The 26,931-nt window shown below is 49.1% G+C and carries 29 protein-coding genes; 22 read left to right on the top strand and 7 right to left on the bottom strand.

The features are described 5' to 3' along the window. The first annotated feature begins 17 nt into the window (after positions 1-17). From JWJ90_RS04795 to dusB, 14 genes are all read left to right on the top strand, one after another. Positions 18-1,736, top strand: a complete 1,719-nt coding sequence (locus JWJ90_RS04795; RefSeq protein ID WP_205226061.1) for a methyl-accepting chemotaxis protein — start codon at positions 18-20, stop codon at positions 1,734-1,736. A 48-nt stretch (positions 1,737-1,784) separates the two neighbouring features. Then, positions 1,785-2,264 (top strand): chemotaxis protein CheW, encoded by a 480-nt coding sequence (locus JWJ90_RS04800; RefSeq protein ID WP_205226062.1) that lies wholly within the window; start codon positions 1,785-1,787, stop codon positions 2,262-2,264. Positions 2,265-2,301: 37 nt separating this feature from the next. Next, positions 2,302-3,441, top strand: a complete 1,140-nt coding sequence (locus JWJ90_RS04805; protein WP_205226063.1) for a protein-glutamate methylesterase/protein-glutamine glutaminase — start codon at positions 2,302-2,304, stop codon at positions 3,439-3,441. 25 nt (positions 3,442-3,466) lie between these two features. After that, positions 3,467-4,303, top strand: a complete 837-nt coding sequence (locus JWJ90_RS04810) for a CheR family methyltransferase (protein WP_205226064.1) — start codon at positions 3,467-3,469, stop codon at positions 4,301-4,303. A 113-nt stretch (positions 4,304-4,416) separates the two neighbouring features. Continuing rightward, on the top strand, positions 4,417-4,986 hold the full coding sequence (locus JWJ90_RS04815) for a response regulator (protein WP_205226065.1): 570 nt from the start codon (positions 4,417-4,419) through the stop codon (positions 4,984-4,986). A 17-nt stretch (positions 4,987-5,003) separates the two neighbouring features. After that, the gene (locus JWJ90_RS04820) at positions 5,004-5,411 is read left to right on the top strand and encodes a MazG nucleotide pyrophosphohydrolase domain-containing protein (protein ID WP_205226066.1); all 408 of its coding nucleotides are present in this window, start codon (positions 5,004-5,006) and stop codon (positions 5,409-5,411) included. A 117-nt stretch (positions 5,412-5,528) separates the two neighbouring features. Further along, positions 5,529-5,951 (top strand): 30S ribosomal protein S6, encoded by a 423-nt coding sequence (rpsF, locus tag JWJ90_RS04825; protein WP_205226067.1) that lies wholly within the window; start codon positions 5,529-5,531, stop codon positions 5,949-5,951. A gap of 41 nt (positions 5,952-5,992) precedes the next feature. After that, positions 5,993-6,229: a 30S ribosomal protein S18 gene (rpsR, locus tag JWJ90_RS04830; protein WP_205226068.1), complete on the top strand. Its 237-nt coding sequence runs from the start codon at positions 5,993-5,995 to the stop codon at positions 6,227-6,229. 14 nt (positions 6,230-6,243) lie between these two features. Then, the gene (locus tag JWJ90_RS04835) at positions 6,244-7,200 is read left to right on the top strand and encodes a DUF2232 domain-containing protein (RefSeq protein ID WP_205226069.1); all 957 of its coding nucleotides are present in this window, start codon (positions 6,244-6,246) and stop codon (positions 7,198-7,200) included. Between the two features lie 83 nt (positions 7,201-7,283). Next, complete coding sequence (rplI, locus tag JWJ90_RS04840; RefSeq protein WP_205226070.1) at positions 7,284-7,745, top strand: 50S ribosomal protein L9; 462 nt, start codon at positions 7,284-7,286, stop codon at positions 7,743-7,745. Positions 7,746-7,964: 219 nt separating this feature from the next. Beyond that, entirely contained in the window at positions 7,965-9,383 is a 1,419-nt protein-coding gene (gene dnaB, locus JWJ90_RS04845) for a replicative DNA helicase (RefSeq protein ID WP_205226071.1), read from the top strand. A 140-nt stretch (positions 9,384-9,523) separates the two neighbouring features. Continuing rightward, positions 9,524-11,989, top strand: coding sequence for a leucine--tRNA ligase (leuS, locus tag JWJ90_RS04850; protein WP_420828896.1), 2,466 nt, complete (start codon positions 9,524-9,526; stop codon positions 11,987-11,989). Positions 11,990-12,196: 207 nt separating this feature from the next. Further along, complete coding sequence (gene lptE, locus JWJ90_RS04855) at positions 12,197-12,730, top strand: LPS assembly lipoprotein LptE (protein ID WP_205226073.1); 534 nt, start codon at positions 12,197-12,199, stop codon at positions 12,728-12,730. A 94-nt stretch (positions 12,731-12,824) separates the two neighbouring features. Further along, positions 12,825-13,799, top strand: a complete 975-nt coding sequence (gene dusB / locus JWJ90_RS04860) for a tRNA dihydrouridine synthase DusB (protein ID WP_205226074.1) — start codon at positions 12,825-12,827, stop codon at positions 13,797-13,799. Positions 13,800-13,903: 104 nt separating this feature from the next. On the opposite strand, the gene JWJ90_RS04865 is transcribed toward dusB, so the two are convergent. Continuing rightward, positions 13,904-14,842: an MBL fold metallo-hydrolase gene (locus JWJ90_RS04865; protein WP_205226075.1), complete on the bottom strand. Its 939-nt coding sequence runs from the start codon at positions 14,840-14,842 to the stop codon at positions 13,904-13,906. Positions 14,843-14,923: 81 nt separating this feature from the next. Continuing rightward, complete coding sequence (locus tag JWJ90_RS04870) at positions 14,924-15,478, bottom strand: DUF1643 domain-containing protein (protein ID WP_205226076.1); 555 nt, start codon at positions 15,476-15,478, stop codon at positions 14,924-14,926. A gap of 165 nt (positions 15,479-15,643) precedes the next feature. Between JWJ90_RS04870 and JWJ90_RS04875 the strand changes: the two genes are divergently transcribed. Beyond that, the gene (locus JWJ90_RS04875; RefSeq protein WP_205226077.1) at positions 15,644-16,441 is read left to right on the top strand and encodes a DUF3047 domain-containing protein; all 798 of its coding nucleotides are present in this window, start codon (positions 15,644-15,646) and stop codon (positions 16,439-16,441) included. Beyond that, a complete protein-coding gene (locus JWJ90_RS04880) occupies positions 16,422-16,724 on the top strand; it encodes a Smr/MutS family protein (protein ID WP_205226078.1) in 303 nt (100 codons plus the stop codon). Before JWJ90_RS04875 ends, JWJ90_RS04880 begins: the two co-directional genes overlap by 20 nt. Here JWJ90_RS04880 and JWJ90_RS04885 read toward each other — a convergent pair. Both JWJ90_RS04885 and JWJ90_RS04890 read right to left on the bottom strand, forming a co-directional pair. After that, positions 16,693-17,202 (bottom strand): hypothetical protein, encoded by a 510-nt coding sequence (locus JWJ90_RS04885; protein ID WP_205226079.1) that lies wholly within the window; start codon positions 17,200-17,202, stop codon positions 16,693-16,695. The genes JWJ90_RS04880 and JWJ90_RS04885 overlap by 32 nt on opposite strands. Further along, the gene (locus JWJ90_RS04890) at positions 17,199-17,462 is read right to left on the bottom strand and encodes an HP0495 family protein (protein WP_205226080.1); all 264 of its coding nucleotides are present in this window, start codon (positions 17,460-17,462) and stop codon (positions 17,199-17,201) included. Before JWJ90_RS04890 ends, JWJ90_RS04885 begins: the two co-directional genes overlap by 4 nt. Positions 17,463-17,669: 207 nt before the next feature. Between JWJ90_RS04890 and JWJ90_RS04895 the strand changes: the two genes are divergently transcribed. Both JWJ90_RS04895 and JWJ90_RS04900 read left to right on the top strand, forming a co-directional pair. Further along, positions 17,670-18,584 (top strand): GGDEF domain-containing protein, encoded by a 915-nt coding sequence (locus JWJ90_RS04895; RefSeq protein WP_205226081.1) that lies wholly within the window; start codon positions 17,670-17,672, stop codon positions 18,582-18,584. A 62-nt stretch (positions 18,585-18,646) separates the two neighbouring features. Next, positions 18,647-19,405: a YaaA family protein gene (locus JWJ90_RS04900; protein WP_205226082.1), complete on the top strand. Its 759-nt coding sequence runs from the start codon at positions 18,647-18,649 to the stop codon at positions 19,403-19,405. 144 nt (positions 19,406-19,549) lie between these two features. Here JWJ90_RS04900 and JWJ90_RS04905 read toward each other — a convergent pair whose 3' ends face one another. Both JWJ90_RS04905 and JWJ90_RS04910 read right to left on the bottom strand, forming a co-directional pair. Next, the gene (locus tag JWJ90_RS04905) at positions 19,550-19,972 is read right to left on the bottom strand and encodes an NINE protein (RefSeq protein WP_205226083.1); all 423 of its coding nucleotides are present in this window, start codon (positions 19,970-19,972) and stop codon (positions 19,550-19,552) included. After that, complete coding sequence (locus JWJ90_RS04910; protein ID WP_205226084.1) at positions 19,962-21,005, bottom strand: glycoside hydrolase family 3 protein; 1,044 nt, start codon at positions 21,003-21,005, stop codon at positions 19,962-19,964. The genes JWJ90_RS04905 and JWJ90_RS04910 overlap by 11 nt, the downstream gene beginning before the upstream one ends. A gap of 246 nt (positions 21,006-21,251) precedes the next feature. Here JWJ90_RS04910 and JWJ90_RS04915 point away from each other — a divergent pair, with 246 nt between their 5' ends. Next, positions 21,252-22,271: a GGDEF domain-containing protein gene (locus JWJ90_RS04915; RefSeq protein ID WP_240194749.1), complete on the top strand. Its 1,020-nt coding sequence runs from the start codon at positions 21,252-21,254 to the stop codon at positions 22,269-22,271. Positions 22,272-22,445: 174 nt separating this feature from the next. Here JWJ90_RS04915 and JWJ90_RS04920 read toward each other — a convergent pair whose 3' ends face one another. Further along, positions 22,446-22,841, bottom strand: coding sequence for a pancreas/duodenum homeobox protein 1 (locus tag JWJ90_RS04920; RefSeq protein ID WP_205226085.1), 396 nt, complete (start codon positions 22,839-22,841; stop codon positions 22,446-22,448). Positions 22,842-23,047: 206 nt separating this feature from the next. Here JWJ90_RS04920 and JWJ90_RS04925 point away from each other — a divergent pair, with 206 nt between their 5' ends. From JWJ90_RS04925 to JWJ90_RS04935, 3 genes are all read left to right on the top strand, one after another. Next, entirely contained in the window at positions 23,048-25,267 is a 2,220-nt protein-coding gene (locus JWJ90_RS04925; RefSeq protein ID WP_205226086.1) for an ATP-dependent helicase, read from the top strand. A gap of 63 nt (positions 25,268-25,330) precedes the next feature. Next, on the top strand, positions 25,331-26,623 hold the full coding sequence (locus tag JWJ90_RS04930; protein WP_205226087.1) for a bifunctional folylpolyglutamate synthase/dihydrofolate synthase: 1,293 nt from the start codon (positions 25,331-25,333) through the stop codon (positions 26,621-26,623). Further along, the gene (locus tag JWJ90_RS04935) at positions 26,616-26,924 is read left to right on the top strand and encodes an HNH endonuclease (RefSeq protein ID WP_205226088.1); all 309 of its coding nucleotides are present in this window, start codon (positions 26,616-26,618) and stop codon (positions 26,922-26,924) included. The genes JWJ90_RS04930 and JWJ90_RS04935 overlap by 8 nt, the downstream gene beginning before the upstream one ends. Positions 26,925-26,931: the final 7 nt, after the last annotated feature.

Genomic DNA, 26,931 nt, shown 5'->3' on the forward strand with positions numbered 1-26,931 from the left:
TTCGGTGAAATGCCTCAATGCAATTTTTACGTCTAAGCATCAAATGGAAGATTCTGGTGTTGGTCTTACTTGGACCAACACTCATCGCCTCAATTCTTACCTGGCAGCGGATCAGTGATATGCGACGTCAGGCAATTGAATCGATCATTACCCGCAGTGAAGGCATTGTCCTTATGGCGGAAGCGACTCGAGAGCAAATGGCCATTAAACTGCGTGACGGAATTATTAAACCGTTTGATCAGTTGAATGCGGCAAATATTATGGGGGCTGTTCCGGTCATTACGGCCATTGATGCCGCCCAATCAAAGGCCAGAGAGGCCGGATTTGAGTTCAGGGTTCCAAAGATAAATCCGCGAAATCCTAAAAATACTCCTACAGCAGAGGAGCGAAAGATATTGGCAGAGCTTTCTCAGGGGAGCTTGCAGCATAAAATCGTGATTGAAGATGATCAAATTCGATATTTTCGCCCTATTCGCTTGAGCAAAGACTGTCTCTACTGTCATGGAGATCCTCAGGGAAGCCGCGATGTCACTGGTGGCACCAAGGAAGGGTGGCGAGAAGGCGAGATGCATGGGGCTTTTGAGATAATCAGCTCTCTGGAAAAGACCAATGAGGCTGTCAGTAAGGCGAAATGGCATGTCCTTCTTGTCGTTGGTTGTATCCTCGCACTTGTTACCGTTTTCTGCATTTATCTTGTGCAGTCGGGTATTGTGCGGCCGGTTCGCAAGGTCAATGAATTTATCGAGAAAATTGCCGAAGGAGATTTGCAGAATACATTAAAGGTGGAAACCGGTGATGAAATCGGGAACATGGTGGATAAACTCTCCAACATGACCCGGCAACTGAACCAGATAATTCGCGAAATTTCACAAACAAGCGATGAATTGACCGGGTCTTCTCTACATCTCGGGAACTCCGCCGATAATTTTTCACTCAAAGCTGAAGATACCTTTAATCGTACCATTAACGTGGCTGCCGCTGCTGAACAGATGAGTGTGAATATGACTTCGGTCTCTGCAGCTACCGAAGAGGCTTCAATCAACATCTCTTTGGTGAGTACGGCAACTGACGAAATGACATCGACCATTCGAGATATTGTCAGTTCAACGGAGAAAGCCCAGGAGATCACCATGGCAGCTGTTCGCGAGGCGGGTTCCGCCTCCGAGCGCGTTGATGAGCTTGGACGTGCGGCCATAGAGATTGGTAAGGTTACCGAGGCGATCACCGAGATTTCTGAGCAAACGAACCTGCTGGCACTTAATGCAACCATTGAGGCGGCGCGTGCTGGTGAGGCAGGCAAAGGGTTTGCGGTTGTCGCCAATGAGATCAAAGAACTGGCCCGACAAACGGCAGGTGCAACCGGGGAAATAAAGGATCGGATTGGTTCCATACAGGAATCAACCGAGGCAACGGTACGCCAGATCCAGCAGATTACTCAGGTAATTTCCGAAGTGAATACGATTGTTTCTTCTATTGTTACTGCAGTTGAAGAGCAGTCAGCCACTACCGGTGAGATTTCTACTAACATTAATCAGGCATCCCTTGGGATCCAAGAAGTTACTGAAAATGTGGCGCAGGCCTCTACAGTCTCCGGTGACGTTGCCCAGGATATTGTTGAAGTCAGTCAGTCCGCTGAGACTATAAGTATGGGCAGTGGCGAGGTAAAGCAAAGTGCGGTGAACCTCTCGCAGATGGCACAGAAGCTCAAAGAGATCGTGGGCCATTTTAAAGTCTGAACGAGTTAATATTATAACTTTTTATGTGAATGAATACTGGAGACTGAGATGACGGAATCCAATACAAGTAGCAAAGAAACCATTGAGCTCTCGACTTTTTATGTCGGTAAAGCACTCTGCGGTATGGATATCCTTAAGGTACAGGAAATCAATAAGCTCATGGAGATGACGAAGGTTCCCCAGGCCCCTGATTATATGGTGGGCATTCTTAACCTTCGTGGCCAGATTGTCACAATTATTGACCTGGGACAGAAACTTGGTCTTGGCAGTATTGAGGTCAATAATGACTCACGAAATATCATTGTCAATACACCTGGGGAGCATGTCGGGCTCTTAGTCAGCAAAATAAGTGATGTTGTGATGGCAGATCCCGATCGTGTAGAACCCGCACCAGCCAACATGAACGGTATACAGGGTACTTTTTTTACCGGAGTCTATAAAACGGAAAATAAACTTATCGGTATTCTCAACATTAAAGAAGTCCTTCGCCTGGAATCAGATAACCTTAGCCGCGGACTTGAGCGTTAATATCTCATACATCCGTTAAAACGAGTAGATACATTTAATGATCGGTAAAAAAATTAAAGTTCTCGTCGTTGACGACACCATTGTTTATCGCAAGGCGGTAAGTGATATACTCACCGAGATGCCAGGTGTTGAGGTGGTGGGCGTGGCGCATAATGGCAAGATCGCTGTTGCCAAAATCAAGTCACTGAAACCCGACCTGTTGACTCTGGACATTGAAATGCCGGAGATGAATGGGCTGGAAGTTCTGGAATTCTTGCACAAGCATGCTCCACAGACTTCGGCTATTATGGTCTCTACTCTGACCAGCGAGGGTGGAGATATGACCATGCGCGCCCTTGAATTAGGCGCCTATGATTTTATTTTAAAACCCACTGCTAAAAATATTGTTGAAAGTAAACAACAACTACGCAGCCTGCTTACCCCTTTAATCAAGGCCTTTCAAACGGGGCGCACAACTGTTGGCTCTATGCAGGACAGAGGACGCCAACGATGCGGTCGTCCTCGGACCGCGGCTTCGACACAACTGAGAACTCACCCTACATCTCCCGGTACCTCCCTCAAGGGAAAAACTGTTACCAGACCCATAACCCGACGTCAGGGAAAGTCCGAAATCATTACCATCGGAATCTCCACCGGTGGCCCCAATGCTCTGGCACGCATGATGCCAATGTTACCTGGCGATCTGGGGGTGCCTATTGTCATCGTTCAGCACATGCCTCCGGTGTTTACCAAATCACTTGCAAACAGCCTCAATAACAAGTGCGCACTGACTGTGAAAGAAGCGGTCGATGGTGAACCATTACAGGCAAATGTTGCATATATTGCTCCTGGTGGTAAACAGATGAAGTTAGTCGCTTCCACCGATGGAACCAACCGGAACATTAAAATTACCAACGATCCACCGGAAAATTCCTGCAAACCCTCAGCAGACTACCTTTTTCGCTCGGTTGCCGATTACTATGTTGGAAGAACTACAGCCGTTATTATGACTGGCATGGGTTCGGATGGAACCAAGGGGCTTGATGTACTCAAACAAAAAGGAGCATTTATCATTGGACAAAATGAAGAAAGCTGCGTTGTTTACGGTATGCCCAAAGCTCCCGCTGATCTCGGTTTGACCGACGTGGTAGCGCCTCTGGACAGGATCGCCGGTGAAATAATTAAATCGGTGAAATAACAGAATCTTTGGAACGGCAGGGCCCATGCTTAAAATTTCCCCTGAAGAGATAAAGCTCATCACAAAGTATATATACGAAATTTCAGGTATATATCTTGACGAGAGCAAGAAGTATCTCCTGGAGACTCGACTTAATTCCATAGCCGAGGAATATAAATGCTCCAGCTATCAGGATTTCTATAGAAAGGCCAAGGCAGATGCGTCCAAAAAAATTGAACGTAAAATTGTCGATGCCATATCAACGAACGAAACGCTCTTTTTTCGTGATACAGGTCCATTTCAGCTCTTGCAGCACAAGATCCTGCCCGAACTTATAGATGCACGGGCTCCCAAGTCATCTATGCTCAAGACCAACCTTAAGATCTGGAGTGCCGCCTCATCCACAGGTCAAGAGCTCTACTCAGTTGCCATTACGCTTCAGGAGCTTTTAAAAGATACCTCCAAATATACGATCAAACTCCTTGGAACAGACATTAGCGATGCTGCTGTTGCCCAAGCAAGTAGCGGAAAATATAATAAATTTGAAATAGAGAGAGGTCTTGCTCGGGATAAACTCACCAAGTATTTCACCCCCATGGGGCAGACCTGGAAGGTCAGCGACGAATTACGGGCGATGGTGAATTTCCGCAAGTTTAATCTCATGTCACCTTTTACAGGCATTGGCAAATTTGACATCATCATGTGTCGAAATGTCGCTATCTATTTTACCCTGGAAGACCGTAAAAAATTATTTAATAAAATTGCCAGTGCCCTTGAACCTGATGGATACCTGATTATCGGGAGCACAGAATCCCTGACAGGCGTCTGTCCCCGGTTTATTCCTAAACGGCATTTGCGCTCTATTTTTTACCAATTGAAATAGATTTGTAGTGCCTTTTTGCTTTGAAAATTATCCACTGACTCCCTAATTTTGATTGTCTCAGTGGGTTTTAGCAGCCAAGTAACATGCCGGGTCATTATTGAGGAGGTGGGCTTATGAACACAATGTCGATTCTTGTTGCTGATGATGATCCTGTCATCCGTCGTCTATTTGAAAAACGACTATCCGATGAGGGATATGATGTCACGGTTGCAGTGGATGGGATTGAAGCCGCTCGTCTTCTAGATGTCAGCTCCTACGATGTGGTTATCACCGATCTGGTGATGCCTGGTGCTATTGGTGGTATCGAGTTGTTGAACCTGGCAAAGGAAATAAGTATTGAAATTGAAGTGATCGTCATTACTGCCCATTCTTCAGTGAACACAGCGGTCGAGGCGATGAAAAAAGGGGCTGTTGATTATCTGGAAAAACCCATCAATTTTGATGAACTTTTTCTTCGGCTTGAAAAAATTGCTGAGGTCAAAGCGCTTATGAAAAACGCCGGGGACCTCCGTGAGGCTATGAATGTTACCGAAAATTCGGCTGCTCATACCATTCAGGCCCTTGAAATGAACAATGCAACACAACAGGCAACACTGGATAAAGTCGAAAAAGTCCTTGCTGATACATCACAAGATGATCTTGATCGCATCCAGGTTGCCCTTAATCTCATCCGACAAAGGTAGTTAGTTTTATGGAGGAAATGCATCCAGCTCCCACAGGGGAGACTCTTGCTGATCTCATGGCAATTATCGCCACATTACGCGGTGAAAACGGTTGTCCCTGGGATAAAAAACAAACGTCACAAAGCTTAAAAAAATATTTTGTTGAAGAGTGTCAGGAACTCATCGAAGCCATTGAACAGGGAGAATGCACCTCGATCTGTGAAGAGCTTGGCGATGTCTTTTTCCTGCTCTCTTTTTTTATGCATATCTATCGGGAAGAGCAGCAGTTCACTTCCGAAGATGTATTCCGGACCATTATTCAAAAAATGGTTCGCCGTCACCCCCACGTGTTTGCCGGTTCGCCAGTAACCGACGAGCAATCCCTGCGCGATCAATGGAATCGCATCAAAGCTGAGGAAAAAGAAGGGACTCAATCCCAGGACTAAGACCTTTTTTCTTGACTTTACCGTCTCTTTTCCACTAATAAGAAAGATTCAACTATAACCTTCTCGCTCTCATCGTTGGGATTGAAGCGAGGGCCACCAAGACCATGAGGAGGAATCATGCGCCATTACGAAACAACGTATATCCTTCGCCCAAATCTGGGTGAAGACCAATTCACTGAAATTATTGATCGTACCAATGCGATCATCACCGACGATGCGGGTTCTGTTATCACTCTTGATCGTTGGGGGATGAAACGCCTTGCCTACGAGATAAAAAAGGAAGTTCAGGGCTATTACGTCTACCTGAATTATGCTGCAACTGCGCAGGCTGTCGATGAGATCGAGCGTATTTTCCGCATTGACGATCGCGTGCTGCGTTACCTCACCATTAAGCTTGCCGACGCCATGGATGCAGAGGCTATTGAGGCAGAGAAACAGCGCATCGCTGAAAAAGCTGCAGCAAGTGAGCAGGCAGCGGCAGAGGCTGAGGAAGGCGATGACTCCGAAAATAAATCGGATGACGACAACAACGACGAATAATTCATCGCACAATAAACAGCAGATTTCAAAGGAGTAGCACCATGGCACCAAGAAAAATTTTTTCCCGTCGTCGCGTTTGTCGTTTTTGCACCGACAAAGAACTGTATATTGACTACAAAGACCCGAAAACTTTGAGAAATTTTGTTACCGAGCGTGGTAAAATTATTCCTCGTCGTATCTACGGTACCTGCGCCAAACATCAGCGCGAACTGACCGAGGCTGTCAAACGTGCCCGTCAGTTGGCTCTTCTGCCCTACTCGGGTTCTACCCAGGCGTAAACGATCCTGCTGGAATGGGTTTTTTAGGGCGGAGCTGGGGGAACACAACCATCCCCCCTATCCTGCTGTTTGCTCTGAGCATACTGTATTTTCTACCGGTCGCAGCCCCCTCTGTATTTGGGTGGGTGAACGGTTTTTTAGCTGTTCCGGTGTTCTTCTTGCTTCAGGTTTATGGCTCCACCAAAGGCTTGGCGGTTATTCGTCCAAGCCTTATACTGGTTGGTTTTGCTGCACTTTTATTGCAGCGCATCGATATCTATCTCTTTACACTGACCATGGTTCCCCTTGGCTATGTACTGCACGCCAGTGCAAACAGGGGGGAAACGGCCGCTCAAAGCGGGGGCAAAGCCCTGGCAACGCTTCTTGTCTGCTGGCTTATCTTTTGGACTGTTTTAGGGATAGCAACCAACACCAACCCGTACACTTCGCTCATTAACGCTCTTGACCTCGGCTTCCAACAGGCCTTGGAGATGTACTCAGCCAAGGATGCAGGCCTTGCCCCTGAAATGGTGTATAACCTGCAAATTATAACGAATAATCTACGCGAGATTGTGCCCAAGGTGATGCCGGGGTTACTCGCAACAGCGGCCATTCTCACGGTGTGGATGAATATGGCAGCGGGTAATCGTTTTGTTGCCCGGGCAAAAGCCGCACCCTGGGGCCCTTATGAGGGCTGGAAATTACCAGACCAACTGGTCTGGTTGCCGATTGTAGCCATAGTTACCGTACTACTCGGTAACGGGAAACTGCAAAATGTTGGGCTTTGGTTTGTATTTGTTAGTGGTGCTCTCTATTTTTTTCAAGGCCTAGCCGTCATGCTGGCCTTGTTGAACCGCTGGCAGGTACCACCCTTTGCTCGTATTTTTATCTACGGATTTCTTATAATCCAAAGCTACAGTCTGGTGGTCCTGGCTTTGCTAGGCATGTGTGATGTTTGGTTTAACTTGCGACACAAATCGATTGAACGATAAAGATCGACTTCTCACGAAGAGGTATCCAAGATAGGATCTTTGATCGTTTTTTAACGAGACGATAGAGAAAAGAGGACTTTTCAATGGAAATTATATTACGCGAAACAATAGAAACCTTAGGGCAAGAGGGTGAAATCGTAAAGGTCAAATCCGGCTATGCCCGCAACTACCTTATCCCGCAACAAAAAGCCGTTCTGGTAACCAAAGCTGCTCTTGCTCGCCTGGAGAAGGAAAAACAGGCCATTGCCGCTCGTCTGGCCGAAGAAAAGAAACAAGCTGACGGTCTGGCTGCTCAACTGGAAGGCAAAGTGATTGCCATCAGCAAACGCGTTGGTGAAGAGAATCGTCTGTTTGGTTCAGTAACCAACGGGGATATTGCCCAGGCAATTGCTGATGCAGGCGTCACCGTCGATAAAAAATCCATCGTGCTTGCTGACGCCATTAAAGCCATTGGCGAATACAAAGTAACCGTGAAAACCGGTTACCAAACCACCGCCACTGTGACGGTTCAGGTTGTTCCTGAAAATATGGAGAGCGAGCAGTAATGCACCCGTAAAGGCTTTGCTTTTTCCACTCCCTTGGATCGGGAAAAACAAAGCGCAAACAGATGGGCTCACTGAGTGTGGAGCCTGCTGCTTGCCTAGCTATCTAAGTGCCTTTTCTGACATCAGAAAAGGCACTTTTATTTTGCGCGTGCCATTCACTGCCAGCCAAGGTATAGTACACGTTCAACCCTGATTTCATTCCTCTATCACCTACAACGCATGCAACAACCCGCCCCTTCCATAAGTGGTTCCATTACGCCCTCAATGATCCCGCCTCAAAGCATTGAAGCCGAGCAGGCAGTCCTAGGAACCATCCTGTTGCAAGACAAAGCCCTTCTCAAGATCGTTGAACTTATACGCGCCTCTGATTTTTACAAGGATGCCCATAAAACGATCTACGCCGCCATGGTGAATCTGTTTGAAAGGCATGAGCCACACGACCTGATTACAGTCACCAGCCTGCTCTCAGACCAGAACAAACTTGAGCAGGTGGGAGGTGCCTCATATCTGGCCTCGCTTATCGATATCATTCCCTTTAGTGGCACCCTGGTGCATCACGCCCAGCTGATTCGTAAAAAATCAGTCCTTAGGCAACTGATTCAGACTACATCGGAGGTGACTGCACGCTGCTACGATGCACAGGATGATATCGACCACCTTATTGACGAGGCTGAAAAGACAATCTTTGAAATTGCGCACTCCAACAATGCCCAGGGCTTTCAGCCGATGTCGTCCATTGTTCCCCGCGCATTCGACCGTATCACCACCCTCTTTGATAAACAGGAGCAGATTACAGGCGTGGCCACCGGCTACGATGAACTCGATAGAATGACAGCGGGGCTGCAACCTGCCGAGTTGATCATCTTGGCCGCCCGCCCTTCCATGGGGAAAACCGCCCTGTCGATGAATATGGTTCAGCATGCAGCGCTTATCGGCAAGGTGCCCACGGCGGTTTTCAGCCTTGAGATGTCTATGGAATCTCTTGCCCTGCGTATGCTTTGCTCTGTTGGTCGTATCGATTCGCAACGCATGCGTACCGGTAAACTCCACGATAATGACTGGCCCAAACTCACGCGTGCAACCGGCATGCTCTCCGATGCTCCTATCTATATCGACGACACGGCTGGCATCACTGTATTGGAGATGCGTGCCAAGGCTCGTCGGCTCAAATCCGAACACGATCTTGGTTTGATTGTGGTCGATTACCTGCAGTTGATGCAGGGAAAGAGCAATTCCGAAAACCGAGCCCAGGAAATCTCTGAGATTTCCCGATCACTCAAGGCCATGGCCAAGGAACTTCATGTGCCTGTAATAGCCCTTTCCCAGCTCAATCGAAGCCTGGAGAACCGAACGGATAAACGTCCTCAGCTCTCCGATTTACGTGAATCAGGTGCCATTGAGCAGGATGCCGATGTTATTATGTTTATTTACCGTGACGAGGTCTACAACCGTGCGGAGGATAACCCGAACAAGGGCCTTGCTGAACTGATTATCGGTAAGCAGCGTAATGGGCCAACCGGAATGATCAAGCTCACCTTTCTGGGTGAGTACACCACCTTTGAGAATTACACGACACGTCTTCCAGGCGTCTACCAGGCCGAACCTGATATGTCTGAAGAGGAGATCGACATTACCTGAGGCGAGAGTACAGTTAAAAAAATATGTACCTAGCAGAGTGTCTTCTTAGCGAGAGCAAGAGCTCCTCATCTTCTCCTTGAGCCTTTTCTCGTTAACGACAATTACTATAAATCAAATACTTGTGCACATTCGTCATGCAAATCAACGAGAAATACGATTTCAAAGATATTGAACAGCGCTGGCAGTTACGCTGGGATGAGGAAAAGACGAACAAGGTCACCCATGAACCTGGACGTCCTAAATATTACGTACTTGAGATGTTCCCCTACCCCTCCGGTCGTATTCATATGGGGCATGTGCGCAACTACTCCATAGGCGACGTCATTGCTCGGTACAAACGGATGCAGGGCTACAACGTGCTGCATCCCATGGGCTGGGATGCTTTTGGACTGCCAGCGGAAAATGCAGCCATGAAACGGGGAATTCATCCCGCTGCCTGGACCTATGACAATATTGACTATATGCGTGGCCAGCTCAAAGCCATGGGGCTCAGCTACGATTGGGATCGGGAACTGGCCACCTGTCGCCCGGAATACTACCGTTGGGAGCAGAAGCTCTTCCTCGAGCTTTTAGAGCGTGGTCTGATCTATCGCAAGGAAACCACAGTCAACTGGTGCGACGACTGTCAGACGGTCCTTGCCCGTGAGCAGGTTATCGATGGCACCTGCTGGCGGTGTGACCAACCGGTACTGCCCAAAACCATGCACGGCTGGTTTTTTAAGATTACCGACTACGCAGAAGAGCTGCTCAGTGATCTGGACAAACTCAGCGGCTGGCCTGAGAAGGTTGTGACCATGCAGCGCAACTGGATCGGTAAATCCACTGGTCTTGCCTGTGATTTTCAAGTTGACGGGCATGATGAGACGATTACCATCTTCACCACCAGGCCAGACACCATTCATGGCGTCACCTTTATGTCGCTTGCGGTGGAGCACCCGCTGCTGAAAACGCTGACCGAAGGGACCCCGCAGCAAGAGGCGGTGGAGCGCTTTGTTCAGGAAACATTGATTGAAAAGCAACGCTCCTCGCTTGATCAGGAACCCGATAAAAAGGGTGTGTTTACAGGGAGATACTGCATAAATCCCTTTACCGGAGATCGAGTCCCCATCTATGCAGCCAATTTCGTCCTCATGGAGTACGGCACCGGTGCGGTTATGGCGGTTCCTGCTCACGATCAGCGAGACTTTGAGTTTGCCAAAACATATGATCTGCCCATCAAACCAGTGGTTCAGCCCAAGGGGGACACTCTTGATCCCGCCACCATGGAATCTGCGTCTGTCGATCCTGGAGTGTTGGTTGCCTCTGGAGATTTCACTGGGACCGAATCCGAGCAGGCCAAGGTAGATATCATTGCCCATGCCGAAAGTCAGGGGTTTGGCAAGTCGCATGTAACCTATCGGTTGCGTGACTGGGGCATCTCCCGCCAGCGTTATTGGGGGGCCCCCATCCCCGTGGTCCATTGTGAGCATTGTGGCATCGTGCCGGTGCCTGAAAACGAGCTTCCGGTTGTCTTACCTGGCACCAATGAAGCCAGCGGTAACCACAGTCCCCTGCATCAGCAGGAAGAATTTATCGCCACTACCTGCCCAAGCTGCGGCAAACCCGCGCGCAGGGAGACCGATACCATGGATACCTTTGTTGAGTCATCCTGGTACTTCGCCCGCTACACCAGCCCGCGCAACGAGGACGGGCCGGTGGACAAAGAGGCTGCCAAATACTGGCTTGGCGTCGACCAGTACATCGGCGGGGTTGAGCACGCCATCCTGCATCTGCTCTATGCCCGGTTTTTTACCAAATTACTGCGCGATCTCGGTTACCTGGAGGTTGACGAGCCCTTTATCAATCTGCTGACCCAGGGGATGGTCATCAAAGATGGGACCAAAATGTCGAAATCAAAGGGCAACGTGGTTGACCCCAGTGATCTCATTGAACAATACGGTGCGGATACGGTACGGTTGTTTTCCCTTTTTGCCGCCCCTCCCGAGAGGGATCTTGAATGGAACGCCCAAGGCGTTGAAGGGGCCTCACGCTTTCTCAACCGGGTCTATCGCATGGTGGTGCAGAACCTGGCCTGTTTTGAAGCAGAGGCTAGTGTCGATACGGCCACGCTCAACGACGCTTCACGGGCCCTTCACAGAAAGACCCACCAAACCATTGCCCGGGTAACCGATTCAATTGAAACCAACTTTCATTTCAATACCGCCATTTCCGGTGTTATGGAATTGGTCAATCAGGCTGGCTCTTCAGCTGGTGATGGTGTGGATCAGGCAGTCTACAGAGAAACACTTGAAACCATTCTCACCCTGCTCTTCCCCATGGTTCCTCATTTCTGCGAAGAACTCTGGACCCTTTCCGGCCATAAAGAGCAGCTTCATTTTTCTTCCTGGCCGAGTTTTGATGCCGAGGCCGCCAAAGAAGATGAACTCACCATCGTGGTCCAAGTCAACGGAAAGGTTCGCTCAAAGCTGCAGGTAACTCCGAGTATTGGAGATGATCAGCTCAAAGAACTCGCCCTTAATGATGAGAAGGTTATTAAGTTCATGGATGGCAAAGAGCCCAAAAAAGTGATTGTGGTCAAAAAGAAGCTGGTCAATATTGTTATTTGATATGGGTGGCCTGCGCCTATCTTTAGGGAATCTTGAATAATTACTTTTTCTGCCAATCTCCCGGAGTCTGGCGCTTACCTCGTCATACTCAAAATTTTATCCTCGGAATATCAACTATATGCCTGCGGTAAAATTTTTCACAATCCTTGACCTTGATTGAAAAATCTAATTATTCAAGACACCCTTTACTTTATCTGAACTAGGACTATGCTTAAAAAACACGCCTTCATTGTCGGCCTTGTTTGTGTCTGTCTCGTTGCAGTCACCAGCTGTGGTTATTACTTCCCCCATGTCTATGAAGGGAAGCACCGGGTTATTTACGCCGCATCCTGGAAGAACCGAACCAACAAGCTGAAGCTGGACATGACCATCTACCAGTCCCTCTCCCGTTGGTTCCAAAAGACGCAGGCCGTCGATCTTACCAAAGAGCAGATCGGAGCAGACTACATTCTTTCCGGTGAAATCATGGCCATTGATCTGCCAACGGTTTCCTGGGATACCAATTCCGATGCAACCGGAACCAAGGTCAAGCTTTTCGTGCGTTACTCTCTCAAGGATCGACGCACAGGAGCAATCCTCTGGCAAGAAAACGATAAGCTCTATACAGCCGACTACACTGTTGCGGTGGCCAACAGTGCAGCCGATGACGAGGCTCTGGCCAAAATTATAGAGGATATGTCCGAGATTATTTATCTTGGCACCCTGAAACAGTTACGACGGCAAGACCAGAAAACCAAATAATCCTGGGGCTTGTTAGCTGCCTTCTCGTGTTTTTTACAACGTACTCGCATAAGGCGTTTGGGATGAACTCCCTACGCCTTATTTATTTATGGACATGACACCACAACCTACCGTCTACCCTGCCCTAAGCATCGGAGCCCTACAGCTCCCCTCATCTCTGCTTCTGGCTCCCCTTGCCGGGTATACAGATTTGCCTTTTCGCCTTCTCTGCAAAGAAAACGGGGCAGCACTCTGCTATTCGGAAATGGTGAGTTGCCATGGCCTGCTGTACGAGCAGAAGAAAACCTATGAACTTTTGGCGACCGTCCCGGAGGAGCGACCATTTGCAGTGCAACTTTTTGGTAGTGAGCCCGAGTTTATGGGCCGAGCGGCGGCGGTTGTTTCACAAGGTGAAGTCGATCTGATTGATATCAATATGGGCTGTCCGGTCCGTAAAGTGGTCAAAAAAGGCAGTGGGGCCGCCTTAATGAAAAATCCTTCCAATGCCGAAGCCATTATTAAAGCTGTCTGTGCCAATACAGACTTGCCCATAACGGTTAAATTTCGCTCTGGCTGGACCGAAGAAACCCTGAACGCACCAGAATTTGCTCAGATGGCAGAAGCTGCAGGTGCGCAGGCACTGACCATCCATGGTCGGACCTGGGTTCAGGGTTTTGGAGGCAAGGCAGACCGTGCAATGATTCGCGCGGTCAAGGAGTCTGTTTCCATCCCCGTTATCGGCAATGGGGATGTGCTCTGCTATGCAGACGGGCTTTCCATGATTGAGGAGACCGGCTGTGACGGTGTTATGGTCGGACGCGGGGCACTGGGGAACCCTTGGCTTTTTGATCCGCACGGCATCCCGTCTACCCTTTCGGGGCGCATGCCAGTGATTGAACGCTACCTGCAGTTGGCCGAATTGTATTTACCTCTGGCCAAAGTCTTGTTTAAAGTAAAAAATCATACCGCAAAATTCCTTACAGGCCTTAACGGAGCCTCAACCTTGCGGCATGCCCTCTACGATTGTGATGATGTTCAAGCGATTCGCGATTTGCTTGGTAATGCAGTTGCACACCAAAGAGAGCAGTAGCAAAGAAATTTCAAAACACAACATCGCATCTTTAGAAGCATTGATTCCCTATCAAGGGGAACATCATCTGCCAATTAGACATCATCTGCCAATTAGGCTTGCTCCTACTTTTTCTCAGCCTGCTCGTTTCTCTTGTCCTGCAGATAACGGGTTTGAAGGTTCATCGTCACGATGTAATCACCACTCTTCCGTTCGGGAAGCACGTCCAACATGGCAGCGGTCAGTTTTTCGAGATCTTTTTCCTGAGCGCAAAGTTCTTTTGCTTTCTTATCAAAAAATGGCAGATATGCCCTCATCTCTTCAATGTTCCTGTTTGAGGATAAAGGGCCATGCCCAGGAATGATATGGCCAACGTTCATCTCATGGATGAAATCCAGATTATTTTCCCAGCCGGACAGATCAGCTTCACCTATATACGGATGAAAGTCTGTAAAAAGAATATCCCCGGCAAAAAGAACATCCTCTGAAGGGATATGCACAATTATGGAACCTGCGGAATGTGAGGCAAATCCGGTGTGTATAAGTTTTACGGTGATGCCGCCCAGGTCAAGAATCATCCCGCGTTCAAAGGCCATATCCGGAGCAACCGAACGGGTGTTGACCCAGAAATCCGCAGGTAGACCGAACGCTGCCGGGTTTCCAAGCATTTTCTCGCCGCCTGAAAGAATGGCATCCCGGCATTTCACATGGCCAATAATTCTGGCCCCCATATCGGCAAAAAAGCTGTTCCCCAATGCATGATCAAGATGGTAGTGCGTATTTACCACATACCTTGTAGGTTTATCCGTTATTTTCCGGATTTCTGCTGCAAAACCTTTAGCCTCCTCTGCAGACGTCAGGGTATCCACCACAAGCACTGCATCGTTTCCGATCACTATCCCAGAATTGGCGGAATATTTGTTGCCGGGAGTTCCTTCAGGTACCTCCGTATACGCATAGACCGATGCTGTGATTTTTTTCAATTCCGTTTTTAAAGTCTGTGCCGTTACGTTTTGAACAGGGACCATAATCAAAACGTTCATAATCAGTACTATCGTTTTCATTTTCTTCTTGTACCTCCTGTTCTTGGCACCAGGCACATTTTCGCATTCCGTCCTGGTTGAGATGATGCCCACATGGAACTCTTAAAAATATGGCAGCAAGGGAGCGTCGAGTTTCTGATATAGTGGATGTACAGGTGAACCGTTTTTATTTTGCCCAAAACAAAAAATATTCTTGGGATCGCAAGATTCTTGAAGAATCCTCTCCACTTCCGGGCCACGTCCTGAGGTGTGTCCGAGATTGCCCCAGCTCACCACCACAATCCGGGCTTTGGCAGCTATCTGCCGAATCCACACGTCGTTTTCAGGAAGATTCACCGTTGTCGTTTTGGCTAGCTCTTTTGAATAGGTGCCTCGAAGAGACATGACATTCAGCTGGTAATAGGCCCCCACTCCCCAGTATTCTCTGGCACGACGTACCATGCCATCAACTGTCGGGTCGCCGACGTCCTCTGCTGCGCCCGATGGATTCATACTGATACCGCAGGCATAATCTTCTGTATCCCCCCAATAGCGAAACAGGGTAAAACGGTGGGTCCTGTCGGTATTAAAAACTGTCCGTTCTATAATAAGTGGATCAACCGATGGATCCGGTAACGGGGCTGCGGAGCCGGTGGCGGCAGTAGCGTAAGTAGACATCAAGACATCTCGTTGGTAAAATGGTAAAAATCAAATATCTGAATCCGTGCTGGAGTGCGATTGACAAGCCGCGTATCTTCTCGAATAAAAGGAATGTGCATGGAATAGATAGAGCACTACATCGTTCCATTACATTTCGCAAGCCTGCCGTTGAAGGAGCAGACCATGCCCAGCCCCAAACTCCACACCAGGCCCGTTTTACAGCAGTGCACCACCCAATTGTTGAGATCGGTCCGGCTCATCGTCTTACTTCTGACGCTCTCCCCTCTTCAGGTCGATGCTGCGGCTCCCTCGATTTTCCTTGAGGAGCGTTTTACCAGTTTAGAGCGGTGGGCTCCGCTGAATTTTCCTGAGATTGACCGTCATTCAACTTACAGTACCGGCAAATGTGGAAAAGCATCCTGTCTCCTGATGGCAAGTGATAATTCAGCCTCAGGTCTGGTACTGAAGGAGAGTTTTAACGTCTACCAGTACCCCATCATCAAATGGCGATGGAAGATCAGTAACATTTACCGAAAAGGGGACAGTTCAAAAAAAGAGGGTGATGACTACCCTGCCCGGCTCTACATTCTCTTTGCCTATGACGAGAATAGGGCATCTTTAGGCAAACAACTCAAATACAACATGGTCAAGCTGATCTATGGACAATACCCGCCGGATAGCTCAATCAGTTATATCTGGTCCAACAAGCCTTCCAATAAACCCTTTATAATAAATGCCTACACAGACGAAGCTCGAATGATACCCGTGAGTTCCGGCAATGCACTGGTAAAAACCTGGCAGGATTACTCGGTCAATATCGTGCAGGACTATACGATGGCCTTTGGCAAACAGCCCCCGTCTACAGCAAGTCTTGCCGTCATGTGTGATGCTGACAATACCCACGAGTCTGCTCAAGCCATGATTGAATATATTCGTATTGAAAAAAAGAGTGAGCGATTGGATGCACGACGAGAAAAATAAGCCGAGCCCGGTTGAGATTCCCATTGATGGCGTCCTTGACCTCCACACCTTTGCCCCAAGCGATGTCAAAACCCTGGTTCCGGAATATCTTCTAGAATGTCAGCGATTGGGAATTGTTCAGGTGCGGATCATCCACGGCAAGGGCACCGGCACACTTCGGCGCACAGTGCATGCCTTGCTGGAGCGGATGGATATGGTTGCAGGCTATCGTCTGGGCGACGAGAACTCCGGCGGTTGGGGGGCAACGCTGGTCAGGCTTCGGGGGACGGCGACGCTTCCATAGGTTCGACTAACCCGTGCGAGGTAGCCAGGGTACGCACCTGCAGCATAAAGGTGGAAGGCAGGGGCAGCTCCCGCTCTTCCTGGAGAATGCCCAGGGTTTTGGCGATTAACAGTGAACCGATGGAGTGAATGCCTTCCTGGTTATCACAGATGGTTTTCATGCGCAGGGCATCGGTGATGATGGGCACCAAAGGTTGCATGGTGTCTTTCAGTTCATGCAGTTCCCGTTCAACCAGTTCCCGATTGGTATTGGCAAATGTGCGCATGCCATCGTCCATTGGCTGGGTCCCAAAAAGGTTATTAATCACCGCTCCGGAAAGCTGGGTATGGTAGGTCTCGTCCTGATCGACATAACGATCATGTACATTCTCTCGCAAGACCTTAAATAAAATCATTTGGACCGTGGTCACGGCTTCCCGCATAACCGGGATCACCTTATTGTCGACCATGGGTGCTTCGTTTGCTGTCTCTTGGGTCATAAAACTACTCGTATTGCCGAATGATTAGAAAATACTTCATAAAGACGAAGCCGTTCGGCCTCACTGATCACTTCGATTTCCAGATTGAGGCTGAGATACTTCCCGCTTGAACTGGCGTTTCCCTCGACGATCTGACACCGGCCGATATCCACGGTCTGTTCGATCACAGCCAGAATAGCGGTACGTTCCTCACCGATGAGTTTATACTGCCACTGGCAGGGATAAGAAATCTCAGGCTTGCAGCCATCCAGACACTTCATAGGTTCTCCTCCTGCGGCCTTATACCGCATGTTACCACATGCCACCAGGAAATTATTTCCGTATTATTATCTATCAATGTTAGAATAGTGTCCATCCAGATAAGGCCTTTTCGGAGTCGGGGCCTACCTGAACTTGAACAAAAATCCTCATTTCTGAACAGACACGAGAAAAAGCATAACCACCCCCCGAGACGATGGAGAGAAGGGATGCGTCACCAAATTTTAATCGTGAACAGCCAGTTGCAGCGTGCTGAGCTGCCGGCGGAGTATGCAATCAAATTTGATCTTGTTACCGCAGCAGATGGCAAGGAAGGACTGGCACGACTTGCGCTTTCTTCCAACTGGGCGGCCGTACTTGTAGCAACGGAATTGGGAGATATGACGGGCCAGGCCTTTCTCAGCCAGGCGGTTACTCTTTCGCAGGCCGTCCCTCTTCTCTTGGCCCCTGATGATCAGCTCCTCGCCCCCTTACAGTGGGCCAACCGCCGTTCTCTTTTTCGGGTCGTCCCTGAGTCCACACCCGGGGATGTGCTGGCTCGGATTTTTTTAGACGCAGCCCACCAATACTCTCTCATTCATCAGGAAGAAGACCTGTGGGAGCGTATGAGCAAACTGAGCCTTGTCGACCCGCTCACCGGTTGCTATTCCCGCCTGACCCTTGAGGATTATTTACGAAAAGAGCTGAAACGCTCTATTCGCTATGGCCACCACCTCTCGGTCATCCTCAGCGATATCGACGGGCTCAAGGGGGTGAACGAATCGTTTGGTCACCGCATAGGCGATCAGATACTCACTGGTTTTGCCAATATAACTATGCAAAATATTCGCCGAGACATTGACACTATTACCCGCTGGGGTGAAGACGAGTTCCTGATAGTCCTTCCCGAAACTTCCATTCGCGGTGCAGGCCAGGTTGCCGGACGGTTGCAGGAACAGATTTCCCACAAGGGATGCTTTCTCGATGGGCACCAAGTGAGTTGTACCGCAAGTTTTGGGGTCGCCGGCTTTGCTCCAGATCATTCCAGCCGCAATAGCCAGGTCGAGGACCTGTTGCTCATTGCCAGTCGTTGCCTGATGCAGGCAAAATCTGCCGGGGGAAACCAGGTGCTCTGCTGCCCCTGATTATTCGCCGATATAAAAAATGGCACCCAGTTCACCAATAGACGGATTGCACATCTTTCATCATGATTCTTTTTACCTCTTCCAAGGGCCAGAATTTCAGCCCCACAGCTTTGGATTTCACTCCAACTGAGCCCGTTTTTCAAGAAAAGGCACTGTATCTTAACCAACTGCTCACTTCCCTTTCACCAGCAAAGTTGCAATTGCTCATGGGAATCAGCGATACCCTTTGTGAGGAAACCCTTCCCAAAATTGCTTCATTTCCCACTGCGAAACGAAAACCAGCTCTTATATCCTATAGCGGTGAGGCGTATAAAAGTCTTGAGCCTGATTCTCTACCATCAGATGCCCGTGAATTTGGTCAGGCTCATCTTCGCATTCTTTCTGGCATGTATGGGCTCCTTCGTCCCTATGATCTGATAGCGCCCCACCGTCTTGAGATGGGGTACAAGCTGGCAAGCGAGGCTGGCCCGACACTCTACCCCTTCTGGAAGGATGCTGTAACCCAGCACCTCAACGCGACAATGAGGCAAAACAGGAGTGAGGCACTCTTTAACCTTGCCTCTGTCGAATACTCCAAGGTAGTGGATAAAAAAAACCTTATCTGTCCCTTTGTCGATATTCAGTTCAAGGAAGATGATGGGGGCAGACTCAAATCCGTCGCTGTATACGCCAAACGGGCCCGGGGCTTGATGGTTCGCTACCTCCTCTCCAATCAAATTACCGCCCCTGAGGCTCTCCTTCAATTCAGGGCTGGCGGCTATAGTTACCGCCCGGAACTCTCCAAAGAACATCTTCTGGTGTTTACTCGACCCAAACCTTGAAATGCTCCCTGAATCCGTGACGGCGGAGGGGCACTGAACAACGTATCCCTTTAAAGGAGCAAAAATTTTTAAACAAATTCGTGTATTGTTCAGTTTCTTCAGTTTCACACGCCGTCACGGATTCAGGTGCTCGTTTATCTTTTTTTACCTGCCAGTGCTGTGACGGGTGTAACGGCTATTGATCAGAGTGATCTGGTCATTTAACGTCCAGAGATCATAAATATAACCGAGGCCAAAAAACCCGAGGGTCAGCAGATAGAGGATGCCGGTACCAATTTTGCCCAGATAGAAACGATGCACTCCAAACAACCCAAGAAAGACAAGCAGTAACCAGGCGACGTTATAGTCGATAGGGCCTGGTTCATAACGGAGATCTGCCTCACGATCCATCATGGGAATAAGAAATAGATCCACAATCCAGCCAATAAAAAAGATCCCCAGCGTTAAAAAATAAATGGTGCCGGAAAGCGATTTCCCGTAATAAAAACGATGGGCGCCAAAAAAACCAAAAATCCAGGCCAGGTAACCGATCACGATGGAGTGAGTCGGTTGCTGATTATATTCCATTGATTGTACTCGTCCAGGTCGATTTCATCTGTGCTATGCGCGAGAGGGAAACATCTACACGATTGTAATCTATGCGACCGCTGTCAAGTAGGGCGCGGATCGCCTCAATGCCCCGAGAGAGAGCGTCCTCCTGCGGGGTAAGATTATTTCCGATAACCAACATATCAACCCCGGCAAGAAAGGACAATTGCACAGCCTCCTCCAGCCTCCACCCCTGTGAAATAGCTCGCATCTGCAAATCATCACTCAGCACCACCCCGCCAAACCCAAGCTTCTGGCGCAGCAGCCCATCAATGATACGAGGCGAAAGCGTTGCCGGCAGCCGTTTGGGGTCCAGCACCTGGTTCACCAGATGGGCTGTCATAATTCCGTCAGTGTACCCACCGTCGATAAGTTGACGATAGGGGGCCAACTCAAGCTCTTGCCAGCAGGCAGAAACATCCACGAACCCCAGATGGGAATCGCCTCCTGCTGAACCGTGTCCTGGAAAGTGCTTCAGGCAGCAGTGAACATGATGGTCATGGTGGGCTTTGATGACCGCACGAGCATGGGCGACTACCTGGGCGACATTCGGTCCATAGCTTCTTTTGTAGCGGCTAATTATCGGATTTTCCAGGTTTAAATCCAGGTCGACCACCGGTGCAAAATTCAGATTCACTCCCATTGCGGCAAGCTGGACAGCGCAGCTGATGGCTGCTTTTTCAGTTGCCCCTACCCCTTTGTTGGCCAAATCAGTTGCAGAGAAGGAAGGAGAAAAACCATCACGTTCTTTCAACCGACTCACCATTCCTCCTTCCTGATCAATGGCAATAAGGAGCGGAGTGATGCTTCGTTCCTGCAGCGCTGTCGTTAATTTGGCCAACTGGGCAGGTGATTCAATATTTTGTACACTCCCATCGACATTACGATCAAAAAGGAGGACCCCACCGGGGGGATTTTCCCTGAGTGCGGTTGTCAGCCAATTGTCATTCGAGAGAGTGACCCCGCGAAAACCGACCAGAAACAGCTGGGCTAGATTGTGTATCAAATCCATAAAATACCTTTAGATATTGCCATTCATCTCGAGATGTCGGAAAAATGACAACAGATTCAAATTATTGCTTGCATGGATGGTATAAATCCAGTATCAAAAATTTAACATCTTCTTTTCACGAAGAAAAAAAATTTTAACTTTGTTAGGCATGAATTTCGCAAAGTGAATCGTGAATTCCTTCTCGCCCAATGCTTTCAGCCCAAATTGGACGGCAATAAACGAGACATCAACTTCGGGACTTCTGTAATGCGTAAAAATGCCATGGACCAAAAAGCTTTATCAGAGCAGAGACCTCCTCAGCTTCCATCAAATATGGAAAACCTGCTCACTGAGCTAAGCCACTATCGGCACCAGTCAGAAAAGCTTCGAAAAATCAATACACTTTACCAACGAATGGCGGGCATACTGGATCTGCCTTCCATGATTGAGGCCTACTCGATCTGGTTGATGGAGTTTATTGGCCATGAACTCATAGGCTACAATAACGCCTGTAGAGATCGGATGCACATGTTCTGTTCCTACCATGGCCCACAAAGACGTCAGGCCATTCAGTTGGCCCAGGAACTCCTCAACACCGACACCGATGCAGGAAAATGCCCCTCAACGGTTGATGGATTCCACGTTCATCGCTGGATCATTGACTCCTCCGATTGCTGTGGCGTGCTGGTTATGCTGCGCAAAGGAAAGCCTCTCAATAGCGATGATCTTGATTTTATAGAAGAATCGCTTTTGATTCTTGCTGATCCGCTAAAGCGCGCTCTGGAGTATGAAGAGATCTTCGCCCAGGCTCGTAAGGATATGCTTACCGGCTTACCCAACCGATATGTCTTTGAAGAGCGGATCGGCTCTATTATCGAGCAGGCTAAACGCCATGGTCACCCCCTCACCCTTGCGGCTCTGGATCTTGATCACTTTAAGGCAGTGAACGACACCATGGGCCACCTTGTAGGTGATAAGGTCCTGAAGCAGGTGGCGGAGGTCCTGAAGAACCAGATCCGGTTGACTGATCTATTGGTGCGCATGGGGGGCGATGAATTTTTCTTGGTCCTGCCCGACACCTCTCTGCAGGATGCCCGCTATCTCGCCGAACGCCTCTGCCTCGCCGTAGAAGACCTAAACATTGAAACCAGCAGCGGAAAGTTGGCCGTGAGTATCGGGCTTTCCGAATGGGGCAATCAAATGGATTTGGGCGTATGGCTGGAACGAGCCGATGATATTTTGTATCAGGCAAAGACTAACGGGCGGGCACAGGTGGCTGTCAATTAAGGGAATCTTGAATCATTGCTTTTCAAGACACCCTGAAGTTACACTGCCTTCGTCAGGTTCAAAAAAATAAGTTTTAGCTGTTTCCAAAAAAAAAGCCGTTTCTTAGGAAACGGCTTTTTTTTATGTTTTTTTTACGAGTGTCTCGTAAATCGGCCGCCCCGTCACTGTTGCCAATCAAACACCTTCAACCTTAATCTGCAGGGGAATGCAATGCATGGATTTCTCTTTTTGGATGGTGCGACCAAGCTGCCAGTCTGCACAGGAGGCGCTCTCACCTAAAAGTTTAACAGCCTCGTCAACCAACCCTTTGACATTGATAATCGGATGTCTCTTGAAAACCTCGGGCAATCCGTGGGTGAGGTTACATGCAAGACAACGACCGGGCCGCTCATGCAAGTTGAGCACAAAGCCCAGGATTTTACTTGAGGCATCATAGCCTTCATAACCCAAGGTTATATCGTAGGCCCCCTCATCGGCATCACCAAAAAGCGCATCAAAAAAGTCATTGGTCCTCTCCGCAGGAAAAAGGGTTGCAAGGGTTTCCGTGGTATAAATCTGAGCAGGTTCCATCTGTTACTCCAGGTAAACGTCAAATAATTGGCGATATTCCCCCTGTTGTTATAGGTAAAGCCTCTACAGGGAAAATTCTCTATAGTTTCCATGTGTTCCACATTTTCTCTGCACGAGAATACTGGTATGGCGGCAAACTTAATCATTCTCCCTGTTCCATGTCAACATCATTGCAGCACCTCGTCCACTATGGTAGATACCCGCTCATGCAACGCCATCTCTTTAACGACATTGAAACGCCGCCCGAAATCGGATCAGAACCTGCAGAGAGTGCAGTCACCCCCGAGGTCCTCAATCCTGCCCAGTACACAGCTGCCACCCATGGGGATGGCCCTATCCTGGTCATTGCCGGAGCAGGTTCCGGCAAAACCCGCACTCTGGTCTATCGTATGGCCTATCTTATCGAACAGGGTATTGCTCCAGAATCCATCCTCCTCTTGACCTTTACTCGCCGCGCCGCCCAGGAAATGCTGCACCGTGCCGGTGAATTAACTTCAGGATCCTGTCGTCGAGTGATGGGGGGGACCTTTCATGCCACTGCCAATATTTTACTGCGTCGCTTTGGTCACCATATAGATATTGGTTCAAATTTCACCATCATTGACCGAGGGGATGCCGAAGGTATTATTAACCTGCTCAAATCCTCCCTCGGTATGGCCGGCGCCGGCAAACGTTTTCCTTCCAAACGCGTAGTGATGAATCTTATCAGTGGCGCGATCAATAAAGCCAACTCCATTGAAAACCTCGTGTACCAGGAGCAGATTCATCTCACTGAATTTATCAACGATTTTTATACAATTGCTGATCATTACCGTCAGTTTAAGCTTGACCACGGCTTGATGGATTATGACGACCTGCTCGTTTTTCTCAAGAAGCTGCTTGTGGAATCAGAGGAAGCCCGCACTCAACTCTCTGATCGGTTTCAGTACATTCTCGTCGATGAGTATCAGGATACCAATCAGCTCCAGGCCGACATCGTGCGGCTGCTTGCCCATCGCCACAATAACGTGATGGTGGTCGGTGATGATGCCCAATCGATCTATAGCTTCAGGGGGGCGGATTTTTACAACATCATGCGCTTTCCCGAGCAGTTTCCTGGTGCCAAGATTGTTAAACTGGAAGAGAATTACCGCTCAACTGAGCCTATCCTCCAGCTGACCAATGCGGTGATAGCCAGCGCTGAGCAAAAATTCACTAAAACCCTGTTTACCAGCATTACCGGTGGTGTTCGGCCGCAGCTCATTATCGCAACCAACGAGGCGGCTGAAGCCCGCTTTATAGCCAAGGAGATAAAGAAACTCCAGGAGGCAGGCACCCCCTTGGGTGAGATCGCCGTCCTTTTTCGTTCCGGGTTTCATTCCTATAAACTCGAGATCGAACTCTCGGGACATAATTTTGACTTTGATAAACGCGGTGGCCTCAAACTTACAGAATCCGCCCACATCAAAGACCTGCTCGCTTTTTTTCGTATCGTCATCAATCCCTGGGACAATCTCAGCTGGAACCGTATTCTCTTACAGCTGGAAAAGGTGGGGCCCAAGACCGCCAACAAAATTCTTGCAACCCTGCGCGATGTTGATGATCCAGTCCAGGCCCTGGCAAGTTATCGCCCTGCTGCAGCCTGGAAAGAGCAGTTTAAACGACTCAACGCCATGCTGGTCAAACTCGTACAACCTGGACAGTCCCCCTCGGACCAGTTTGACCTGGCCATGGGATATTATGAGCCAATTTTTGAAAAAATTTATTACGACGATTACCCCAAACGACGACGCGATCTGGATCAGTTCAAGGTGCTGATGTCAGGCTACGGCGACCTGCAGTCCTTTGTCGATGATACAGCCTTAGACCCGCCTGACGTCAGCAGCACAGGGGAACAGCCTGAAGATACTTCCGAAAAGCTTATACTTTCCACCATCCACTCCGCAAAGGGGCTTGAATGGGATACGGTTTTTGTCATCGGTTTGGCAGAAGGCCGCTTTCCCCACCAAAACGCAGTGCCTGGCGAGCAGTTTGAAGAAGAACGGCGGCTGCTCTACGTGGCTTGTACAAGAGCTCGCAAACAGCTCTTTTTGACCTATCCGCGGGAAATGACCACCGCCGACCGTAAAACCATTCGGGCCAATCTTACACCTTTTCTGCGTGAGGTGAGTTCTGGACTGTACAATACCAAAGAACCCGCTCGCTCTGCACCAGGTCCGATTTCTTCGCGTCCAGGTCGCGATGAAAACATGGGGCTCCCCTCTTCAGATTGTAAAAAATCAGCGCGGGTCACCTATAAAGAGGGGATGAAAGTTAGCCACGCGTTTTTTGGCTGTGGCCATATTGTTGCCATTCCCGGACCTCGTCGCGTTGAGGTCCATTTTGACCGTCACGGACCGAAGATCCTGCATCTTGACTACGCAAAACTTGAAGTCCTCTCCGAGTAATTCATCCCCACCGTGGAGATAAAGACGGTTTCTTTGTCTCCAGGCAGAGAACAGATTGGTTGTATGAACTATCAACAGGCCTGTGACTGGCTGAATCAGCATCAATTTTTTAGCATCAAACTTGGGCTTGCAACGACGCGCGAACTCTTAGCGGAACTGGGCAATCCTCAGGATCAGTACCCGATTATTCATCTTGCCGGAACAAACGGTAAAGGCTCGGTGGGGGCAACACTCCTCTCCTGTTTGAGCCAGGGAGGGTACCGTACAGGGTTCTACTCATCCCCCCACCTGGTCTCTGTACGTGAGCGATTTTGCCTTGGAACGCAATGGATCCCGCGTGATGAATTCACTGATATCATCAACAGTCTCGACCTTTTCCTGCACGACCGGACGCACCCCACCTATTTCGAACTTACCACCATTATCGTGCTACTCTGGTTTGCTCGACAGAAGGCCGATCTGGTCATTCTTGAGACCGGGATGGGAGGTCGCCTGGATGCCACCAACGTGGTTACCCCACTGCTCAGCATTCTCACCGATATCAGTCTGGACCATGAACAGTACCTCGGCGATACCATAGAAAAAATTGCCTATGAAAAGGCCGGTATCATAAAACCGGGGGTTCCGGTTGTCTTTTCCGGACGCGACAGGGCAGCTCTGCCAACAATCAGTACACAAAGTAAACAGCAGCAAAGCAGGCTCTACCTTCTGGGGAAGGACTTTTTTGGAGAGGCCTGTGATGGGGGAATTGAATATACCTCCCTCTGTGGTACCAGACAGCGCTATTCCCTATCCCTTGCCGGAGCCCATCAGGTGGTGAATGCCAGCCTGGCGCTTGCTGGTCTGGACGTGCTCACCGCCCACTTCCCTCTTACAATCGATCAGATTCGGACAGGGCTTGCACAGGTTGTATGGCCAGGACGCATGGAGCTTGTTTCTCATTTATATCGGGGAAAGAAGATTCAGGTTCTCTTTGATGGCGCCCATAATGAGGCGGGGGTCATGCAACTCGCCGAATCTCTGAGCCAGGGATACCCACGTAACCGACTGATTCTTGTTTGGGGGAACATGGCCGACAAGGTTATGGCTCCAGCCTTTGAACGTATCCTTGCCTGCGCAGACAGCGTCATTCTCACTCGGGCAGAGTACCAGCGTTCAGCCCCAGCTGAATCCCTTTTTGCCCGTCTGCCAGAACCGGTTCAAACCAAAGCCTGTTGCCTTGAGCCAGCTGCTAGAGCCTTGCAGTTTGCTCTTGAGGAGGCAAATGAAGATGATCTGGTCTGTGTAGCTGGTTCACTCTATCTGGTTGGACTTGTCCGCCACATTCTTAACGACGGGGTAACGAGCAATGGATAACTTTTTCGACATGGGGACAATGGATGAAGGTGTCTTGAAAAAGGAGCGGAAAAAGGCTCGAGAGCTGCGGAAAACCCGGTGGTGGCAACAGAAAACTGCAAGTGGCACCTGCTGGTATTGTGGAGAAAAGGTTGGATTTCACAACCTGACCATGGACCATGTTATTCCACTTGCCCGCGGCGGTCGCTCCACGAAAGATAACCTTGTCCCCTGTTGTAAAGAGTGTAACACCAAGAAAAAAAACGCCCTGCCTGTTGAGTGGGACGAGTATATGGATGAATTGAAAAAGCGTAAGGAGTAAAAAAAGA

It is taken from the genome of Desulfobulbus rhabdoformis, from assembly GCF_016919065.1.
GTDB lineage: Bacteria > Desulfobacterota > Desulfobulbia > Desulfobulbales > Desulfobulbaceae > Desulfobulbus > Desulfobulbus rhabdoformis.

What these genes read in the sequence shown, in the direction of transcription:
- JWJ90_RS04795 (WP_205226061.1), top strand. Translation starts at nt 18, where the DNA reads ATGCAATTTTTACGTCTAAGCATCAAATGGAAGATTCTGGTGTTGGTC.
- JWJ90_RS04800 (WP_205226062.1), top strand. Translation starts at nt 1,785, where the DNA reads ATGACGGAATCCAATACAAGTAGCAAAGAAACCATTGAGCTCTCGACT.
- JWJ90_RS04805 (WP_205226063.1), top strand. Translation starts at nt 2,302, where the DNA reads ATGATCGGTAAAAAAATTAAAGTTCTCGTCGTTGACGACACCATTGTT.
- JWJ90_RS04810 (WP_205226064.1), top strand. Translation starts at nt 3,467, where the DNA reads ATGCTTAAAATTTCCCCTGAAGAGATAAAGCTCATCACAAAGTATATA.
- JWJ90_RS04815 (WP_205226065.1), top strand. Translation starts at nt 4,417, where the DNA reads ATGAACACAATGTCGATTCTTGTTGCTGATGATGATCCTGTCATCCGT.
- JWJ90_RS04820 (WP_205226066.1), top strand. Translation starts at nt 5,004, where the DNA reads ATGCATCCAGCTCCCACAGGGGAGACTCTTGCTGATCTCATGGCAATT.
- rpsF (WP_205226067.1), top strand. Translation starts at nt 5,529, where the DNA reads ATGCGCCATTACGAAACAACGTATATCCTTCGCCCAAATCTGGGTGAA.
- rpsR (WP_205226068.1), top strand. Translation starts at nt 5,993, where the DNA reads ATGGCACCAAGAAAAATTTTTTCCCGTCGTCGCGTTTGTCGTTTTTGC.
- JWJ90_RS04835 (WP_205226069.1), top strand. Translation starts at nt 6,244, where the DNA reads ATGGGTTTTTTAGGGCGGAGCTGGGGGAACACAACCATCCCCCCTATC.
- rplI (WP_205226070.1), top strand. Translation starts at nt 7,284, where the DNA reads ATGGAAATTATATTACGCGAAACAATAGAAACCTTAGGGCAAGAGGGT.
- dnaB (WP_205226071.1), top strand. Translation starts at nt 7,965, where the DNA reads ATGCAACAACCCGCCCCTTCCATAAGTGGTTCCATTACGCCCTCAATG.
- lptE (WP_205226073.1), top strand. Translation starts at nt 12,197, where the DNA reads ATGCTTAAAAAACACGCCTTCATTGTCGGCCTTGTTTGTGTCTGTCTC.
- dusB (WP_205226074.1), top strand. Translation starts at nt 12,825, where the DNA reads ATGACACCACAACCTACCGTCTACCCTGCCCTAAGCATCGGAGCCCTA.
- JWJ90_RS04865 (WP_205226075.1), bottom strand. Translation starts at nt 14,842, where the DNA reads ATGAAAACGATAGTACTGATTATGAACGTTTTGATTATGGTCCCTGTT.
- JWJ90_RS04870 (WP_205226076.1), bottom strand. Translation starts at nt 15,478, where the DNA reads ATGTCTACTTACGCTACTGCCGCCACCGGCTCCGCAGCCCCGTTACCG.
- JWJ90_RS04875 (WP_205226077.1), top strand. Translation starts at nt 15,644, where the DNA reads ATGCCCAGCCCCAAACTCCACACCAGGCCCGTTTTACAGCAGTGCACC.
- JWJ90_RS04880 (WP_205226078.1), top strand. Translation starts at nt 16,422, where the DNA reads ATGCACGACGAGAAAAATAAGCCGAGCCCGGTTGAGATTCCCATTGAT.
- JWJ90_RS04885 (WP_205226079.1), bottom strand. Translation starts at nt 17,202, where the DNA reads ATGACCCAAGAGACAGCAAACGAAGCACCCATGGTCGACAATAAGGTG.
- JWJ90_RS04890 (WP_205226080.1), bottom strand. Translation starts at nt 17,462, where the DNA reads ATGAAGTGTCTGGATGGCTGCAAGCCTGAGATTTCTTATCCCTGCCAG.
- JWJ90_RS04895 (WP_205226081.1), top strand. Translation starts at nt 17,670, where the DNA reads ATGCGTCACCAAATTTTAATCGTGAACAGCCAGTTGCAGCGTGCTGAG.
- JWJ90_RS04900 (WP_205226082.1), top strand. Translation starts at nt 18,647, where the DNA reads ATGATTCTTTTTACCTCTTCCAAGGGCCAGAATTTCAGCCCCACAGCT.
- JWJ90_RS04905 (WP_205226083.1), bottom strand. Translation starts at nt 19,972, where the DNA reads ATGGAATATAATCAGCAACCGACTCACTCCATCGTGATCGGTTACCTG.
- JWJ90_RS04910 (WP_205226084.1), bottom strand. Translation starts at nt 21,005, where the DNA reads ATGGATTTGATACACAATCTAGCCCAGCTGTTTCTGGTCGGTTTTCGC.
- JWJ90_RS04915 (WP_240194749.1), top strand. Translation starts at nt 21,252, where the DNA reads ATGCGTAAAAATGCCATGGACCAAAAAGCTTTATCAGAGCAGAGACCT.
- JWJ90_RS04920 (WP_205226085.1), bottom strand. Translation starts at nt 22,841, where the DNA reads ATGGAACCTGCTCAGATTTATACCACGGAAACCCTTGCAACCCTTTTT.
- JWJ90_RS04925 (WP_205226086.1), top strand. Translation starts at nt 23,048, where the DNA reads ATGCAACGCCATCTCTTTAACGACATTGAAACGCCGCCCGAAATCGGA.
- JWJ90_RS04930 (WP_205226087.1), top strand. Translation starts at nt 25,331, where the DNA reads ATGAACTATCAACAGGCCTGTGACTGGCTGAATCAGCATCAATTTTTT.
- JWJ90_RS04935 (WP_205226088.1), top strand. Translation starts at nt 26,616, where the DNA reads ATGGATAACTTTTTCGACATGGGGACAATGGATGAAGGTGTCTTGAAA.